The sequence below is a fragment of the Butyricicoccus sp. AF18-9LB genome, assembly GCF_027684505.1.
Taxonomy (GTDB): domain Bacteria; phylum Bacillota; class Clostridia; order Oscillospirales; family Butyricicoccaceae; genus Agathobaculum; species Agathobaculum butyriciproducens.
This window is the reverse complement of record NZ_JAQCWA010000006.1, coordinates 108,393-124,998: the sequence shown is the minus strand read 5'-3', so window position 1 is coordinate 124,998 and position 16,606 is coordinate 108,393. Positions and strand designations below refer to the sequence as shown.

16 protein-coding genes and 1 tRNA gene are annotated in these 16,606 nt (G+C 54.8%); 8 read left to right on the top strand and 9 right to left on the bottom strand.

Translation table 11 applies throughout. From position 1 onward, the window contains the following. Window positions 1-399: 399 nt before the first annotated feature. Window positions 400-1,314 carry a homoserine O-acetyltransferase MetA gene (metA, locus tag PGY33_RS05920; RefSeq protein WP_118360959.1) on the top strand — a complete coding sequence of 305 codons (915 nt, stop codon included), beginning with the start codon at window positions 400-402 and terminating at the stop codon, window positions 1,312-1,314. 77 nt (window positions 1,315-1,391) lie between these two features. Here metA and PGY33_RS05915 read toward each other — a convergent pair whose 3' ends face one another. From PGY33_RS05915 to PGY33_RS05895, 5 genes are all read right to left on the bottom strand, one after another. Next, window positions 1,392-2,048, bottom strand: coding sequence for a redox-sensing transcriptional repressor Rex (locus tag PGY33_RS05915; RefSeq protein ID WP_270477717.1), 657 nt, complete (start codon window positions 2,046-2,048; stop codon window positions 1,392-1,394). 39 nt (window positions 2,049-2,087) lie between these two features. Then, window positions 2,088-3,245: an isocitrate/isopropylmalate family dehydrogenase gene (locus PGY33_RS05910; RefSeq protein WP_118480992.1), complete on the bottom strand. Its 1,158-nt coding sequence runs from the start codon at window positions 3,243-3,245 to the stop codon at window positions 2,088-2,090. Window positions 3,246-3,351: 106 nt separating this feature from the next. Next, window positions 3,352-5,274 (bottom strand): aconitate hydratase, encoded by a 1,923-nt coding sequence (locus PGY33_RS05905; protein WP_118480991.1) that lies wholly within the window; start codon window positions 5,272-5,274, stop codon window positions 3,352-3,354. Between the two features lie 320 nt (window positions 5,275-5,594). Then, on the bottom strand, window positions 5,595-6,440 hold the full coding sequence (locus PGY33_RS05900) for a type III pantothenate kinase (protein WP_118480990.1): 846 nt from the start codon (window positions 6,438-6,440) through the stop codon (window positions 5,595-5,597). A gap of 26 nt (window positions 6,441-6,466) precedes the next feature. Further along, window positions 6,467-6,973, bottom strand: a complete 507-nt coding sequence (locus PGY33_RS05895; protein WP_158575219.1) for a metallophosphoesterase family protein — start codon at window positions 6,971-6,973, stop codon at window positions 6,467-6,469. Window positions 6,974-7,145: 172 nt separating this feature from the next. Here PGY33_RS05895 and PGY33_RS05890 point away from each other — a divergent pair, with 172 nt between their 5' ends. From PGY33_RS05890 to PGY33_RS05880, 3 genes are read left to right on the top strand one after another with little or no spacing between them, the layout of a single operon-like run. Next, window positions 7,146-7,412 (top strand): hypothetical protein, encoded by a 267-nt coding sequence (locus PGY33_RS05890; RefSeq protein WP_116705580.1) that lies wholly within the window; start codon window positions 7,146-7,148, stop codon window positions 7,410-7,412. A gap of 12 nt (window positions 7,413-7,424) precedes the next feature. After that, window positions 7,425-7,790 carry a hypothetical protein gene (locus PGY33_RS05885; protein WP_118480988.1) on the top strand — a complete coding sequence of 122 codons (366 nt, stop codon included), beginning with the start codon at window positions 7,425-7,427 and terminating at the stop codon, window positions 7,788-7,790. Between the two features lie 13 nt (window positions 7,791-7,803). Then, window positions 7,804-8,043: a hypothetical protein gene (locus PGY33_RS05880; protein ID WP_118480987.1), complete on the top strand. Its 240-nt coding sequence runs from the start codon at window positions 7,804-7,806 to the stop codon at window positions 8,041-8,043. Window positions 8,044-8,211: 168 nt separating this feature from the next. Here PGY33_RS05880 and PGY33_RS05875 read toward each other — a convergent pair whose 3' ends face one another. Next, complete coding sequence (locus PGY33_RS05875; RefSeq protein ID WP_118480986.1) at window positions 8,212-8,709, bottom strand: GreA/GreB family elongation factor; 498 nt, start codon at window positions 8,707-8,709, stop codon at window positions 8,212-8,214. 306 nt (window positions 8,710-9,015) lie between these two features. On the opposite strand from PGY33_RS05875, the gene PGY33_RS05870 reads away from it, so the two are divergent. The 3 genes from PGY33_RS05870 (at window position 9,016) to PGY33_RS05860 (ending at window position 11,441) form a co-directional block, all read left to right on the top strand. Next, window positions 9,016-10,659, top strand: coding sequence for a SulP family inorganic anion transporter (locus PGY33_RS05870; RefSeq protein ID WP_118360975.1), 1,644 nt, complete (start codon window positions 9,016-9,018; stop codon window positions 10,657-10,659). Between the two features lie 201 nt (window positions 10,660-10,860). Further along, window positions 10,861-10,983 (top strand): hypothetical protein, encoded by a 123-nt coding sequence (locus PGY33_RS05865; protein ID WP_256372561.1) that lies wholly within the window; start codon window positions 10,861-10,863, stop codon window positions 10,981-10,983. 384 nt (window positions 10,984-11,367) lie between these two features. Continuing rightward, window positions 11,368-11,441: transfer RNA gene (locus tag PGY33_RS05860), tRNA-Gly, on the top strand. Window positions 11,442-11,595: 154 nt separating this feature from the next. Here PGY33_RS05860 and PGY33_RS05855 read toward each other — a convergent pair. Continuing rightward, window positions 11,596-12,228, bottom strand: coding sequence for an inorganic diphosphatase (locus PGY33_RS05855; RefSeq protein ID WP_118480997.1), 633 nt, complete (start codon window positions 12,226-12,228; stop codon window positions 11,596-11,598). 192 nt (window positions 12,229-12,420) lie between these two features. On the opposite strand from PGY33_RS05855, the gene ppk1 reads away from it, so the two are divergent. Next, window positions 12,421-14,550 (top strand): polyphosphate kinase 1, encoded by a 2,130-nt coding sequence (gene ppk1, locus PGY33_RS05850; RefSeq protein ID WP_270477715.1) that lies wholly within the window; start codon window positions 12,421-12,423, stop codon window positions 14,548-14,550. Between the two features lie 74 nt (window positions 14,551-14,624). On the opposite strand, the gene PGY33_RS05845 is transcribed toward ppk1, so the two are convergent. Beyond that, entirely contained in the window at window positions 14,625-15,146 is a 522-nt protein-coding gene (locus tag PGY33_RS05845; RefSeq protein ID WP_118480984.1) for a CarD family transcriptional regulator, read from the bottom strand. Between the two features lie 444 nt (window positions 15,147-15,590). Next, window positions 15,591-16,604, bottom strand: coding sequence for an ABC transporter substrate-binding protein (locus PGY33_RS05840; protein WP_118480983.1), 1,014 nt, complete (start codon window positions 16,602-16,604; stop codon window positions 15,591-15,593). Between the last annotated feature and the right edge of the window lie 2 nt (window positions 16,605-16,606).

The following is a 16,606-nucleotide window of genomic DNA, read 5'->3' as shown; positions in this document are numbered from 1 at the left end:
CTGTTTTCAAAGAGTTTTCACAACTTTTCGTTGTTCTTAACCGCTCATCAATAGCTTATTCAGTATATCAAAACCAGAAGCGTTTGTCAAGAACTTTTTTCGATTTATTTTTCAATCAATTTTCGTTCATCGACTCGATTCTATTTTGACCGCTGTCGAAACAGCTTATTCAGAATACCAAACTTTTCGCCGTTTGTCAAGAACTTTTTTCAAGTTCTTTTTGGTACGCTGAACCGCTGTTTGAAAACAGCTTATTTAGGATACCATCGTTCCCCCTGTTTTGTCAATAACTATTTTTCATTTTTCTGCATTTTATGCAAACCCTTGAGATACCGCCGTAAATCTGCTATACTGAATATATTATATAAAGATTTGTGAAGAGAAAAAGGAGGTGTCGGCTTGCCTATCAAGATAGCCGACAGTCTGCCGGCACGCGCCGTATTGGAGAGCGAAAACATTTTCGTTATGACCGAACACCGTGCCGCGACACAGGACATTCGTCCTCTTCGCATCGGTTTACTCAACCTGATGCCATTGAAAATCATTACCGAGACCCAGATCCTGCGCTGTTTATCCAACACGCCGATCCAGATCGAGGTCGATCTGATCCAGACCGAAACGTACCATTCCAAAAATACGCCGGAGGATCATCTTCTCACCTTCTACAAGACGTTCGACGATATCCGCGACCAGAAATATGACGGTTTTATCATCACCGGTGCGCCGGTAGAGACCATGCCGTTTGAGGAAGTCGAATACTGGAAGGAACTGACCGAGATCATGGACTGGACTAAAACGCACGTTCATTCCACGCTGCACATCTGCTGGGGGGCGCAGGCCGGTCTGTATTATCACTACGGTATTCCGAAGTACATGCTGCCCGAGAAAATGTCCGGTATTTTCAAGCACCATGTTCTGCTGCCGAAGGAGCCGCTGCTGCGCGGCTTTGATGATATCTTCTGCGCACCGCACTCGCGCCACACCGAGGTGCGTGCCGCCGACATCCGCAAAAACGATCGTCTGACCATTCTCGCGGAGTCGCACGAAGCCGGTGTGCACATCGTAGAGGCAATGAATGGCCGTCAGATCTTTGTGCTGGGTCACGGCGAGTACGACGCCGACACGCTCAAAAAGGAGTATGAGCGTGATCTGGCTAAAGGCATGAACCCGGAGGTGCCGCGCCATTACTTCCGCAACGATGATCCCAACGAGGACGTACTGGTGACCTGGAAGGCACATGCCAACCTGTTTTACACCAACTGGGTCAACTACTATGTGTACCAGACAACACCGTATTATCTGGACAAAATGTAATACCAAAGCCGCTCATCCATTGGATAGCGGCTTTTTTCGCACAAAAAAGGGAGTATCAAAAGATACTCCCTTTCGTTTTACAGGTTCTGCTCTCTTTCCCCGTCTGCTGCGCCGACCAGATGGCACAGTGTCATCAGGCTGTCCGACAGATGCACGTTTTCGACCGGAACGCCCAGTCCCTCCAAATGAAGGTCCTCGCCGGTGAAATTCCACAGACCGCGGATACCGCGCTCTACCAGACCGTGTGCGATACGCGGGGCATCTCCGCGCGGAATGGTGAGCACCGCCACATCCGGCTTGTTGCGCTCAATAAACTCCGCAAGCGTATCCGCGCTGCGTACCTCATGGCCGCCAAAGCGCTGACCAATGAGCTGCGGATTTGCGTCAAACGCACACAGCAGCTCAAAGCCGCTGGCAAAAAAGTTAAAGTTATTAAGCAGTGCACGACCGAGGTTACCGGCACCCAGCAGAATCGCCGTGCGGCCGGTCCGCAGACCCATGATCGCACCCAGCTCCTCCTGCAGTTTGTCGATATTATAGCCGTAGCCCTGCTGACCAAAGCCGCCGAAGCAGTTAAAGTCCTGACGAATCTGCGAAGCGGTCAGTCCCATGCGCTCTGCCAGTGCTTTGGAGGAGATACGCTGCTCCCCTTCAGCCTTCAGCTCACAAATATTCCGATAATAGCGAGGCAATCGCTGAATTACCGCTTTGGAAACCTCTTGCTTGTGTTCCACAGACCCTCTCCCTCTCTCAAATTCTATTTCTCGTGTAAATTACAGCTTAGCGATGGTATCCAGCACATAATCGGTAAATTCCTGTGCGGTTGCACCGGTATCACGACCGGTAACAACAACCTTGTGCTCCTCTACCATGCAGATATCAAGTGCTCGGTCGAGCTTCTTTGCCAGTTCGATTTCACCGATGTGCTCAAGCAGCATAACGGCTGCACGCAGTACGGAGGACGGATCCGCGTACTTTGCACGGCCTTCCTGTACCATACGCGGCGCAGAGCCATGAATTGCCTCGAACATCGCATAGCGCTTGCCGATATTGGCAGAGCCTGCCGTGCCGACACCGCCCTGGATCTCAGCGGCCTCGTCGGTGATGATGTCGCCGTACAGGTTCGGCAGAACAACGACCTTAAAGTCGCGGCGGCGCTTGTCATCGAGCAGCTTTGCGGTCATGATGTCGATGTACCAGTCATCAAACTGTACTTCCGGATACTCCTTGGCTACCTTCTGGCAGGTATCGAGGAACTTGCCGTCGGTGGTCTTGATGATATTCGCCTTGGTGACGCAGGAAACGCGGTTCTTGCCGGTCTTGCGTGCATAGTCGAAGGCCAGACGAGCGATACGCTCGCAGCCCTGCGAGGTAGCTACGGTAAAGTCGATGAACAGATCGTCGTCGATCTGCACACCCTGCGAACCGACAGCGTAGCCGCCCTCGGTGTTCTCACGGTAGAACGTCCAGTCGATACCCAGCTCAGGTACCTTTACCGGGCGCACGTTGGCAAACAGGTCGAGACCCTTACGCATTGCAACGTTCGCGGACTCTACGTTCGGCCACGGATCACCCTTGCGCGGAGTCGTGGTGGGACCCTTCAGGATAACGTGGCACTTCTTCAGCTCTTCCATAACGTCGGGCGGGATAGCGCAGCCGAGCTCGGCACGGCGCTCGATGGTCAGACCGTCGATCACGCGGAACTCTACCTTACCGGCCTTTACCTTGTCCGCCAGCAGAACCTCCAGCGCGTGCTGGGCCATGCCGGTGATCATCGGGCCGATGCCGTCGCCGCCGCACACGCCGATGATCAGCTTGTCCAGCTTGGAGTAATCAATAAAATCGTCCTGCGCCTTCATATCCATGATACGCTTGCGCTGGCTCTCTACAACTGCCTCAAATTTATCCAGAACAGACTGGTCGATAGACATGGTTTTGTCCTCCTACACCATTGATATTATTTTAACAAAAGAAAATATGGCTGTCAAGTCCGACCAGAGAACCCGCTTGGCTCTCCGGTCGGCATAACGTCTTGACTTACTTGCTCTGCTGACGTGCGTACAGCAGCGTGCCGCCTGCAAGCAGTGCGTGACGCTGGCGCTCGGAAACCTCACAGTCGGCCTTGAAGGTCTTGCCGCCGCAAACAACGGTGACCTGCTCGCCGTTCTTCACTTCCTCGAGCACGTTCGGCAGAGAGATTTCATCCAGCAGATTGATCGCATCGTAATCCGCCGGATCGGCAAAGGTCAGCGGGATGATACCGGAGTTGACCAGATTTGCCTTGTGAATTCGTGCGAAGGACTTGCACAGTACGGCCTTTACGCCCAGATACAGCGGAACGAGCGCTGCATGCTCACGGGACGAGCCCTGACCGTAGTTTGCGCCGCCGACAATTACGCCGCCGCCCTGCTCCTTGCAGCGGGACGGGAACTCCGGATCGACGTTGATAAAGCAGTAGTTGGAGTAGTACGGCACGTTCGAGCGGTACGGCAGCAGTTTTGCGCCGGCCGGCAGGATGTGGTCGGTGGTGATGTTGTCCTCAGTCTTGAGAACGACCTTGCCGGTGTAGGATGCCTCGAGTGCCTTGCCCAGCGGGAACGGCTTGATGTTCGGGCCGCGAACGACCTCAACCTCAGCCGGATTCTCGGCCGGCTTTACGATCATGTTGTCATTGATGGTGAAATGCTCGGGCATTTCGATCTCCGGCATCTCACCGAGGGTGCGCGGATCGGTCAGCACACCGGTCAGTGCAGACGCTGCTGCAACCTCCGGAGATACGAGGAAGATCTGTGCATCCTGGGTGCCGGAACGGCCCTCAAAGTTGCGGTTGAAGGTACGCAGCGATACGCCGCCGGACTCCGGCGACTGGCCCATGCCGATGCAGGGACCGCAGGCGCATTCAAGGATACGCGCACCAGCCGAAATGATATCCGCCAGAGCGCCGTTCTGCGCCAGCATATTGAATACCTGCTTGGAACCGGGGCTGATGGTCAGCGAAACCTCCGGGCTTACGGTCTTGCCCTTGAGGATGGAAGCGACCTTCATCATGTCGTAATAGGAGGAGTTGGTGCACGAACCGATGCAGCACTGGTTTACCTTGATCTCGCCGATCTCGGATACCTTCTTGACGTTATCCGGCATATGCGGCATAGCTGCCAGCGGCTCGAGTGCGGACAGGTCTACGGTGTACTCCTCGTCATACTCTGCGTCCGGGTCGGAGGACAGCGGTACCCATACGTCGCCGCGGCCCTGTGCTTCGAGGAACTTCTTGGTTGCCTCGTCGGACGGGAAGATCGAGGTGGTAGCGCCCAGCTCAGCGCCCATGTTGGTGATGGTGGCACGCTCCGGTACGGACAGGGTCTTTACGCCCTCGTCTGCGTACTCTACGATCTTGCCGACGCCGCCCTTGACGGTCATCTGGCGCAGTACGTCCAGAATAACGTCCTTCGCAGATACCCACGGCGACAGCTTGCCGGTCAGGTTGACGCGGACCATCTTCGGCATCGGAATGTAGTACGCGCCGCCGCCCATTGCGACTGCAACGTCCAGGCCGCCGGCACCGAACGCCAGCATGCCGATGCCGCCGCCGGTCGGCGTATGGCTGTCCGAGCCGATCAGGGTCTTGCCCGGTGCGCCGAAGCGCTCCAGATGCACCTGATGGCAGATGCCGTTGCCTGCCTTCGAATAGTAGATACCGTGCTTCTTAGCGACAGAACCGATATATTTGTGGTCGTCCGCATTCTCGAAGCCGGACTGCAGGGTATTGTGGTCAATGTAAGCGACCGAGCGCTCGGTCTTGACCTGATCGACGCCCATCGCCTCAAACTGGAGATAAGCCATCGTGCCGGTGGCATCCTGCGTCAGCGTCTGGTCGATCTTGAGACCGATCTCCTGACCCAGTGCCATTTCGCCGTCTACCAAGTGCGCTTTCAAAATCTTCTGCGCGATTGTCATACCCATGTGTGTTTCCTTCGCTCCTTTATGTCCCGACGCGAAAGGCTTTCGCTTTCGCGCCCCATTCTCGTCAGAATGGGTGGTTGCGGCTTCCACAGCCTTCTCCACGGTGTAACCCACACCGTGCCCAAAAACAAAAATAGAAGTGGTGTTCGCATACACGAAACCACTTCTATTTTACAACATTCTATCGGTTTTGCAAAGCACTTTTCACCGCAGTGATTTGAAAAAGTTCAAGCCTTTTTCTGCGTTTTTTCAGCAGAATTACTGTTTTCGGCAGAAAGTTACTTGTGTTTGCTGAAAAAGCGGTTCCGCGGCAGCTCAACTCACTTGTTCTCCTGCCATGTACCTTCCTCGGTCACTTCGATGACGCTGCTGGTCATATCCAGCTTGCGGTTTTCAAACGCCTCGCGGTTGTTCTCGTAGATGAGACGCAGACCCTCGAGCGTCAGGTTCGGGTCCACATCGTCAATGAGGTCGCAGTATTCCGCCATCATGCGGCCCATGCCGCCGGTAGCGACGACTCTCGCCTTGCCGCCCAGCTCCTTCTGGATATCCGTGATAATGCCGGTCAGCGCGCCGACATAGCCGCGCACCGCACCGGACTGCATGGACTGCACGGTAGTCTTGCCGATGGCATTCTCCGGGCGCTCGATGTCCACGCGCGGCAGCTTGGACGCCTTGAGGAACAGCGCCTCCATCGCCACCTTCAGACCTGGGAAAATCGCGCCGCCCTGATACGCGCCGTTCTCGTCAATGGCGTCAAAGGTAGTCGCCGTGCCGATATCCACAATAATGAGCGGCTTGCCATACTTGCGAACCGCAGAAACCGCGTTGACCAGTCGGTCCGCGCCGACCTCGCGCGGGTTGGCATAGCAGTTTTCAATGCCGATATCCGCATCGCGGCCTGCAATGACCGGCTGCACAAACAGATACTTGCGGATGGCATTGATCAGCGTATACATCACCGGCGGCACGACCGATGCGATCACGACCGCCGTCGTTTCCGCGCAGCTGATCTCGTGGAAGTGATAATACTGCGCGATCAGCATGCCCAGCTCATCCGAGGTGCGCTCAGAATTGGTGGAAATGCGGAACGAGCCGCGCAGCTTGTCTCCGTCATATAAACCGAACACCATGTTGGTGTTGCCTACGTCGATTGCTAAAAGCATAATGTTCTCCTAATTTTCTATTTCTCTTACAGACTCTCTTTTCGCAGCAGACTGCCGTCCTCATCGACCAGCTCGAGCAGCGCAGCCCGTCCGTTCTCGACAGTCAGCCGAGCATAGCTGGCCGGGCCGCCGCGCGGCAGACTGATGCTGCCCGGATTGCATACCCACACGCCGTTCTCCCGCTCGAGCATCATGCGGTGCGTATGCCCGAAAAAGGCAAGCGCGCAGTGCTCCTCGTAAGCCCGCTGGGACACAATGCCGCTCGACAGCATGCCGACACGCTCACGGTGGCCGTGCGTGATATAAATCCGCACGCCGCCCGGTGTCACAACCGCATTCAGCGGCACATCGGGGTCAAAATCGTTGTTGCCCCGCACGCGGTAGATCGGCATGGCCGGGAACACGCGCTCGATCTCGCGAGCATCCTCGGCGTGATCGCCTAAGTGAATGACCGCATCCGGTTCTTCCCTGTCTACCGCAAAGGCCATTGCCATGTTATAGCCGTGGGAATCTGCAAATATCAGCACTTTCATGTTGTTCCCTCTCTCTGCGCCGCACATATAGCTGTATTTTACACCGAGTATCCCGCGATGTAAAGTAATTTTCTTGCGATCAGCCACAATTTATTTCCCTGTGCACACACTTCTCCTCCCGGCGGCATATACTGTCATGAAACAACTTCTTATGAGAGAGGACGGGACGCGAATGGATCAGAACGAACTGCTCCGCAGACTTGCGGCACAGGCCGGCGGTGACGCGGCGCTCGAACGGCTTTCCGGTGCGCTCGGCACCGCAGACGGCAGGCGTGCGGTCGAGCAGCTGTCCGCACAGCATGCCGATGAGTTGGAACAGGCCGCAAAAGCCGCTCAAAGAGGTGACATGCGCAGCGCAGCACAGGCAGCGCAAAAACTCATGCAGACACCCGAGGGTGCGCGGCTTGCCGCTCAGCTTCGGCACATTTTCGGCAAATAAGGAGGCGTTTGGATGGAAAACGATATGCTTTCCTCGCTGCTGAGCGACCCGGAGTCACTGCAGAACGCGATGAAAACCGTGTCCGACCTGCTCGGCGGTCAGCCGTCCGCACAGGCAGAGCCGCAGAGCACCTACGATCCGGCCTCCGAAATGATGCAGAAGGCGCTTCCGGTCATCGGCGCGATCGCGCAGAGCGGGCAGAATGCCGTAAAACCGGAAAAACGTGCACTGCTCGGTGCGCTCAAGCCGTTCGTTGCCGAGGAGGTCTCCGGCCAGTTCGACCGTGCCCTCCGTCTGGTCAGCATGGCTCGGATGGCGCGCGCGGCACTCGGACAGGTGAACCTCTCTACAGACGATACCGCGCCGCGAACCTTATAGGAGGTGCTGACCCATGTATAACCGCTATCTTGCCGCCGCAGAGCAGACCGCACCGGAAACAAGCGAGCCGCCGCAGAGCAGCACCTTTTCCGGTCTCGGACGCACGCTGAATGAGCGTCTGCAGGGTGTCCGGCTGGACATGGATACTATGATCGCCCTGCTCATCGTGTGGTTCCTGCTGATGGACGATGACGGCGTGGTGGATTGGGAACAGTTTCTGCTCACCGCCGCCCTGCTCCTGTTTGGGCTGTGAGTACATGAAAAAACTGCTGCACCGAAGTTTATGCAGCAGTTTTTATTTATCATGTTGAATAATGGAAAATGGAGAATTGAGGATGGAGAATGAAGGTATCGTGCATAGCACGATTATTTAATCCGCGCCTTCGGCGCGCACATTCATTTTCCATTCTCCATTTTCCAATTACAAAATAGGTCCCGAGCCATCATCCTTCTCCTTGGTGATGGACTTGATCACAACAGTATAGCTGTCGCCCTCTTCGGTGGTGACATCCACCCGGTCACCGACCTTTTTGCCGAGCACCGCCTTACCGAGCGGTGCCTTGCAGCTGATTCTGCCGTTCAGCGGATCACACCGCACGGTCGTTACCACCTGAATGGTATCCGTGTCATCATCGTCCTCAAACAGCAGCTCCACCTTATCGAACAGACCGACCTCATCCGCGCCCGCTTTATCCTCAATCACATGCGCGGATTTAATCATGCGCTCCAGATAGCGGATGCGGCTGCGGTTGCGGTTCTGCACCTGCTTGGCGGCTTTGTATTCAAAATTTTCACTCAGGTCGCCGAACGCGCGTGTGCGCTTGACCTCCTCGATCAGCTCGGGCATCAGCTCCAGCTTGCGGTGGTCCAGTTCCTTCTGCATCATTTCAATGTCCTGTGCGGTCAGATCGTCATGCATAGCTTTTCATTTCCTTTCATGCTTCCATGCTCATGCCTTAGATTATATGCTGTTTAGCGGAATTTTGCAACGCCTGTCCTCCCGTCAAATTTCCGCATGGTCAACTTCACGTGATAACCGCGCAGAATGTTCAACAATTTGCACAATTTTCTATTTTTCTGCCATTTTGATTTGCTGTATCGTTTTCTATATGATATACTGTTGCTATACGCCTGTACACCACAAAGCAGGGTGCTGACGTTTTCCGTTGGCCGCCCTGCTTTTTGCTGTGTACGGGAGAATCACGAAAAGGGGAATAAAAACATCATGGGAACTGCATTTTTGCGGCAGCTTCAGCAGGAATTCAAGGGCTACAACGGGCAAAAGCTGGCCAAGGACCTGATGGCCGGTCTGACCGTTGCGGCAGTGGCGCTGCCTCTGGCACTGGCGTTCGGCGTATCGGCCGGTGCGACGGCGGCCTGCGGCCTGGTTACAGCGATTGTTGCCGGTCTTATCATCTCGGCGCTGACCGGCGGCTATTATCAGATTTCCGGTCCGACCGGTGCGATGGCAGCCATTCTCGGCTCGCTGATCGCGACCTACGGCATGCAGGGCATGTTCGTGGCAACCTTTCTCGCCGGTGCACTGCTCATCCTTGCGGCGGTGCTGCACCTCGGCAACCTGACCGCCTTCGTACCCGCGCCGGTTATCACCGGTTTTACCTCGGGTATTGCGGTCATCATCGCGATGGGTCAGATCGACAACTTCTTCGGCACGCACTCGGAAGGGGCCAGTGCGATTGCGAAGATCATCTCGTATAAGGATCTCGGCTTTCATCCGGATATTGCTACCACACTGATTGCGCTTTTTGTCGTTCTGCTGATGGTGTTCTTCCCGAAAAAATGGAACGCGGTCGTACCGGCCTCACTCATCGGCATTATCATCGCAACTGCGGCAACGATGATTCTGAAGCTCGATATAGCAACCGTCGGCGAGATTCCGAAAACGCTCATGCTGCCGGATCGTCTGTCTCCGGCACAGATTGACTGGAACACGGTTCCTGCTCTGTTGGCACCGGCATTCTCCATCGCGGTGCTGAACATGCTCGAAAGCCTGCTGTGCGGTGCGTCTGCCGGCCGCGCGACCGGCGTCAAGCTCAACAACGATCAGGAGCTGTTCGCACAGGGCGTCGGCAACATGGTGCTGCCGATGTTCGGCGGCATTCCGGCGACTGCTGCTCTGGCGCGCACCTCGGTAGCAGTTCGCTCGGGTGCGCAGACCCGTCTGACCGGTATCTTCCATGCGGTCGGTCTGTTGATCATGATGTTTCTGCTCGCGCCGGTCATTCAGAATGTGCCGCTGGCCGGTCTGGCAGGCGTGCTGATGGTCACTGCATGGCGCATGAACGAGTGGCACGCCATCAAGTACATGTTCAGCCACCGTTTCAAGGGTGCCATGGCGAAATTTATCGTCACCATGATCTGCACCATCGTATTCGATCTGACGGTTGCGATCGTAGTCGGTGTCGGTCTCGGCCTGATTCTGATGGTTGCCCGTCTGTCCAAGCTGCAGATCAACTACGAGCGTGTTGACATGTCCCGTATCAAAAACAACGACGAGGCGCTGAGTGAACGTTACCGCAACGCAATGGTCGCTTACATCACCGGTCCGCTGATCTTCGCCAACATCGACACCATCGAGCAGCTGACCGAGCGTGTCGGCACCTGTGATACGCTGCTGCTGTCCATGCGCGGTGTGCCGTATATTGATATTTCGGCAGCACAGGCGCTGATGGATATTCTTCGTTCGCTGCACGAAAACGGTGTGGATATCGTACTGTGCGGCCTGCCGAGCAGTGCCATGAATATGATGCACCGCTCCGGTATTTATGATATGGTCGGTGAACAGGGCTTCTACTGGAGTGTGGAACGTGCTCTGCTGGACCTTCGTCCGTATACCGGCAAAAAGTAACAATGCACAAGGCGTATGTTTGAGGCATGCGCCTTTTCTTTTATGGATATTATACAAATTCTTTTCATGGTTTTAATGCAATATAACGAAATTGCGTCTTGCGTTTTTTCTGAAATGCGCTATACTAATATCGTAATCAGAAAGAACAGAAAAAATGTTAGCTGCACCCGTCAGAAGACGGATTAAAGGAGGCTCATTATCATGACTAAGAAGAATTACATCCGCACGCTCGGTACGATCGCTGAATCCATGTTTATGCAGAACCCCGGCTACTCCTGGAGAGGCAGCACGGCTTGCCGCGATTTCTCCAAGACCCGCAAGTAAAATAAACAATAGAAAGACCGCTGTATGATTGTACAGCGGTCTGAGGCTGTCGAAAAACTAACGTTTTCCGAGCAGCCTCTCGATCGAAACCACGCTTTCGATCGAATTTCGAAGAAAAACCGCGCCTTGCAGGCACATTTTTTCTTCCCTTGTATAAATTCCGAGGTACACGCCCCCGGAATTTATGAATTTGCTCCGCAAATTCTATTTTATGCGTGCTGCCGCACAAAGCACAAGAGTTGAAATGCTGCTTTTTCGACAGACTGAGACCGCTGTATGATTGTACAGCGGTCTTTTTCCGGTTTGCACGGTGGAAACACCACGGATTCCCCGTCCGGGCACTTGACAAAAGCCCGTCAGACCTTTACAATAATACTGTTGTCTGCAGGGTTAGTTCATCGGTAGAACGGTCGCTTCCCAAGCCACAGAGGCGGGTTCGATTCCCGTACCCTGCTCCAAAAAACACAGCCATCCAAATGGATGGCTGTGTTTTTTTCATATAACGGGTGCCGAATCAAACGCACGGTTTCGCCCGAAGAGCAAGAGAAGCTCCCCGGAGAGACCCGTGTCACGCCGCTCGTTGATGCGAAAGCTGTCCTCGGCTCTATGTACTTAGCCCTTGCGGATATCCTTAATGAGCTTTTCCTTCTCCTTGGCCTCCTTCTTTTCTTCCTTGAGGCGCTTTTTCTCCGACTCGTATTCCTTACTCGGACACTTGCCGCAGTAATGAACCTCATATCGCTCGATACAGTCCTTGATCACCTTGACTGCCACCGAACGCGTCAGCGCGTCCGACGTTGCGGTGTACTTGTGCTCCAGACTCTTGTAAATCTCGAAGAAATGCGCGATCTCGTTGCCGTGATGCGGCGGCAGCTGGTCGATATCATGATAATAGTTCCAGTTCGGGTCCTCGAACGGAATGGCGATGATCTTATCGTCGATCTCGTCATCATCAATCATGCGGATCACGCCGATCGGATAGCAGTCCACCTCGACCATCGGGTCAAGCGTTTCACTGCACAGCACGAGCACATCCAGTGGATCGCCGTCGCCCGCATAAGTGCGCGGAATAAAGCCATAATTGGCCGGATAATGCGTTGAAGTATACAGAATACGATCCAGCCGCAGCAGACCGGTCTGCTTGTCCAGCTCATACTTTTTCTTGCTGCCTGCCGGAATTTCAATGACTGCCGTAAAGCTCTCCGGCGTTACGCGACTCGGATCAATGTCATGCCAGATGTTGATCATATCTGATTTTCTCCCTCTTTCTTCTTATTTTATATCCACAGTATAACAGACCTTTTCATTTCCCGCAAGACCTGCGGAGGAAAGAAACTTTTTATACATTTTACATGAAACGCATTGTTCCTTTACAAAAGCGCAGTATAATAGTAACGATAGAATGACGGCGTATGCCACCACGAAGGGGGACATGATATGACACAGAAGATTTGGGAGCAGGGCTACACCCAGAATCGTGAGCTTTCGTGGCTGCAGTTCAACGCCCGCGTGCTCGCCGAGGCGGAGGATGAGAACGTGCCTCTGCTCGAGCGTTTCAAATTCCTCGCAATCTTTACCAGTAATCTGGATGAGTTCTTCATGATCCGTGTCGGCAGCCTATGCGACATGGCCGCCGTGGACAAGGAGCATACCGACAGTAAATCCGGTCTGACCGCCAAAGAGCAGCTGCATCTGATCTACAAGGCGGTTGTGCCGCTCTATGCACGTCGTGACGCGGCGTTCTCCGATGTGGACAGCAAACTGAGTGCGATTGGTCTGCGCCGACTGACAATGGATTCGCTTGCGCCGGACGAACAGAAATACATCAAGCGGTATTTCAAAGATATCATTGCGCCGGTTCTCTCGCCGCAGATCGTGGACTCGCACCATCCGTTCCCGCACCTTGAGGGCAAGGTGCTGCATATTGCCGCGCTGCTCAGCCACAAAAAGACCGAACGGCTCGGTCTGCTGCCCGTGCCCGCATCGCTGCCGCCGGTTGTGTTCCTGCCGGAGACACCGTCGCGCTATATTCTCACCGAGGATATTCTGCTCGCCTACGCTGACCATGTGTTCGAGATGTACGACGTACTTGAAAAGACTGTGCTCTGCGTTACCCGCAATGCGGATATTCAGGTGGACGACGAGACCTTCGGCGTAGAAAGCGGAGATTTTCGCAAAAAGATGGAAAAGCTGCTGCGGCAGCGCCGCCGCATGGCTGTCGTCCGCGTGGAGATCAACCGTCCCATCAGCGACCACTTCAAAGAGCACTTCCGCAGCCGCTTTGAGGTCAGCGATGCACAGATTTTCCTGTCGCGCACAGCACCGCTCAAGCTCGGGTATGCGTTCTCGCTCGGCGAACACCTGCCGGAAAAAAAGCGTGCGTTTCTCAGCGACGCGCCCTTCACGCCGCAGCAGCCGGCCATGCTGTCTGCCGGTCAGAGTCTGCTCAAGGCCGCTCTGCAGCGGGATATTCTGCTGTCCTATCCGTATGAGAGCATGGAGCCGTTCCTGCAGATGATTCGTGAGGCGGCAAACGACCCGGCTGTACTGGCGATCCGCATCACGATTTACCGGCTGGCAAGCAAGGCAAAGCTGGTCGAATACCTGTGTGCTGCCGCCGAAAACGGCAAGGACGTTACCGCACTCATCGAGCTGCGCGCGCGCTTTGACGAGCAGAACAACATCGACTGGTCCGAACGCATGGAAGAAGCCGGCTGCAAGATCATTTACGGCTTTGAGGATTACAAGGTGCACTCCAAGATCTGCCTGATCACCCGCAGAGAACGCGGAACCGTCCGCCATATTACGCAGGTCGGCACCGGCAACTACAACGAGAAAACCGCCAAGCAATACACGGACGTGTCGCTCATCACGACGGATGAGCGAATCGGTCAGGACGCAGGCGCGTTCTTCAACAACATGGCGCTCGGCAACCTGTCCGGACGCTACAGCCGCCTGTTCGTCGCGCCGACCAGCCTGAAAAACAACATTCTGGCGTTGATGGACGAGCAGATTGCCAAAGGCAAGGACGGTTACATCCTGCTTAAGTTCAATTCGCTGACCGATATCGACGTAATCGCCAAGTTGCGTGAGGCATCCTGCGCAGGCGTTACAGTCGAGATGATCGTGCGCGGCATCTGCTGCCTGCTGCCCGGTGTGCCGGGCCACACCGAGAACATCACAGTGACGAGCATTATCGGACGTTTTCTTGAGCATTCCCGCATTTATGTGTTCGGCCGCGGTGTCGAGGAAAAAATGCATATCTCCTCCGCCGATCTGATGACGCGCAACACCGAACGCCGCGTTGAAATTGCCTGTCCGATCGACGATCCTGCCGTCCGCGCCCGCCTGCATGATATTCTCTATGCCATGCAGCACGATACTGTCAAGGCGCGTGTGCTGCAGCCGGACGGCACCTACTGCAAAAAGCCTGCCGTTCAGGACCCCATCTGCGCACAGGATCTGCTTATGCAGCAGGCCATTGAGAACGCCCGCAAGCAGGCCGCACAGCCTGCGCCGCATCCGGGTTTCCTCGAGAAGATCCGAAAATGGTTCTCCGGTTTCTAAACAAATAGACTGTCGAAAACTTCGTTTTCCTGACAGACTGAAAAAGAGAGGCTACAAAGCCTCTCTTTTTCCATTTATTCTGCAGTTTTCTTTGCCGTCTTTTTTTCCAGCTTGCCAATCCTCTGATTGATATACGCCGGAACTTCCTTGAGCGGAATACCGAGTGCAACCGAAAGCTCGCTGTTAAGCAGTTCCTCGGCACGTTTGCGGTAGCGCTGATCGACCTGACTGACACGGCGTCCGTGCCGGCGCGACTTGGCGTAAACCGTCTTGATCAGCTGCACAAGCTCCTCGCAGTCGTGGCTCTGCAGCGCCGCCTGATAATGCTCATTCGCCATGCGGACGCTGTGGCAGACAAAGTGGTCCTCTTCGATGTCAGGAATAGAGTTGATGAGTTCCTCTGCTTTTTCGCGGGAGATCACCGGACGGGTAAACACCGGCGAATCCGTCGGAATATAGATGGTCTCCGTGCCCGTTACCGGTACCAGCGTATAGTACAGCTTATCCTCCTCGGTCTCGAACGGCGGCTTGCCGATTGACTCTACCCGGCACACACTGTTGGTTCCGTACACAATGAACTCTCCTGCCTGATACATCAAGATGCCTCCTCACACATCGCGTTTCATTCTGTTTCCGTCATCCACTTTTTCTGATATCATTATAGCACATTTCCCTGCAAATTGTAAGTTTTATTTACTCTTTTCCTCATTTTTCGGCAATTTGACGTATATTTTCGCTGTAAAACCGCACGTCCGTGCGCAAAATTTCTCCTGCAGATGAAAAAGCACCGTACATAAAGTACGGTGCTGAGACTGTCGAAAAACTTCGTTTTTCCGACAATCTGTGTTTTGACTTTGCAAAACACGGACGTCCGAAAGTTCCCATGCGGAAACTTTCTCCCTCTGAAAGTATGAAAACCGAGGTACACGCCCCCGGTTTTCATGCGCGCTACCGCGCGGCAGCGGCAGCAGCGCTAAAACGGACTTTATTGACAAACCCAAAGCACCGTACATAAAGTACGGTGCTTTGGGTTTCAGCTTTTAGCCTTCGATTGCCGTGTAATCATCCGGAACGGTGATGCCCAGCTTCTCGCAGTTAGTCTTGTTGTACATCTTCGTGAAGTTCGGTGCAGGCTGTACTTCCATATCACCCGGGTTTGCGCCGTTGGCGAGGATCTCGTAAGCCATCTCACCGGTAGCCTGACCCAGCTCGTAGTAGTCGATCGACAGGGTAGCTACGCCGCAGCCGTTGCAGATGCCCTGCTCGCCTGCGATAACCGGAACCTTTGCCGGGATAACAACGTTTGCAATTGCCTCGGTGCAGGAAGCAGCGGTGTTATCGGTCGGGATATACATAACATCACTTGCCGCAGCAGCCTTCTGCGTTACGGAAGCAACGTCGTTGGAGTCGGTGAACGCATACTCGGTGCAGGTGTAACCCAGCTTCTCAAGCAGCGGCTTGATGGTGTCGATCTGGTACTTGGAGTTCGGCTCAGCAGAGCAGTACAGCAGACCTACGTTCTTGGCATCCGGGAACAGCTCCTTGAGCATGTCGGCCTGACCGTCGAGCGGTGCAAGATCGGTAGTACCGGAGATGTTGGTGCCGGTCTTGCCGGTCCAGTCGGATACGCCGAGTGCGGTGCCGTAGTCGGTTACCGAAGTGCCGAGGATCGGTATATCAGAGGTGCCGGCCTGTGCTGCCTGCAGTGCTGCGGTAGCATTGGCCATGATCAGGTCAACACCCTCGGAAACAAAGCCGTTTACAATCGTGGTGCAGTTTGCGGACTCGCCGGATGCATTCTGCGGATCAAATTCAACCGAACCGCCGTCAGCCTCGACCAGCTCCTTCAGCTTATCCTGGAAACCCTGCGTAGCCGCATCCAACGCCTCATGCTGAACCAGCTGAACAATGCCTACCTTGTAGCTGCCAGCCGAACCAGAATCGCTGCCGGAGGCTGCATTGCTGTCATCGCTGCCGGAGCTGCTGCCGCCGCAGGCAGTCATCGTGAGTGCCATGGCGCCAGCCATCAGCGCTGCGAGTAATCTCTTCTTCATGG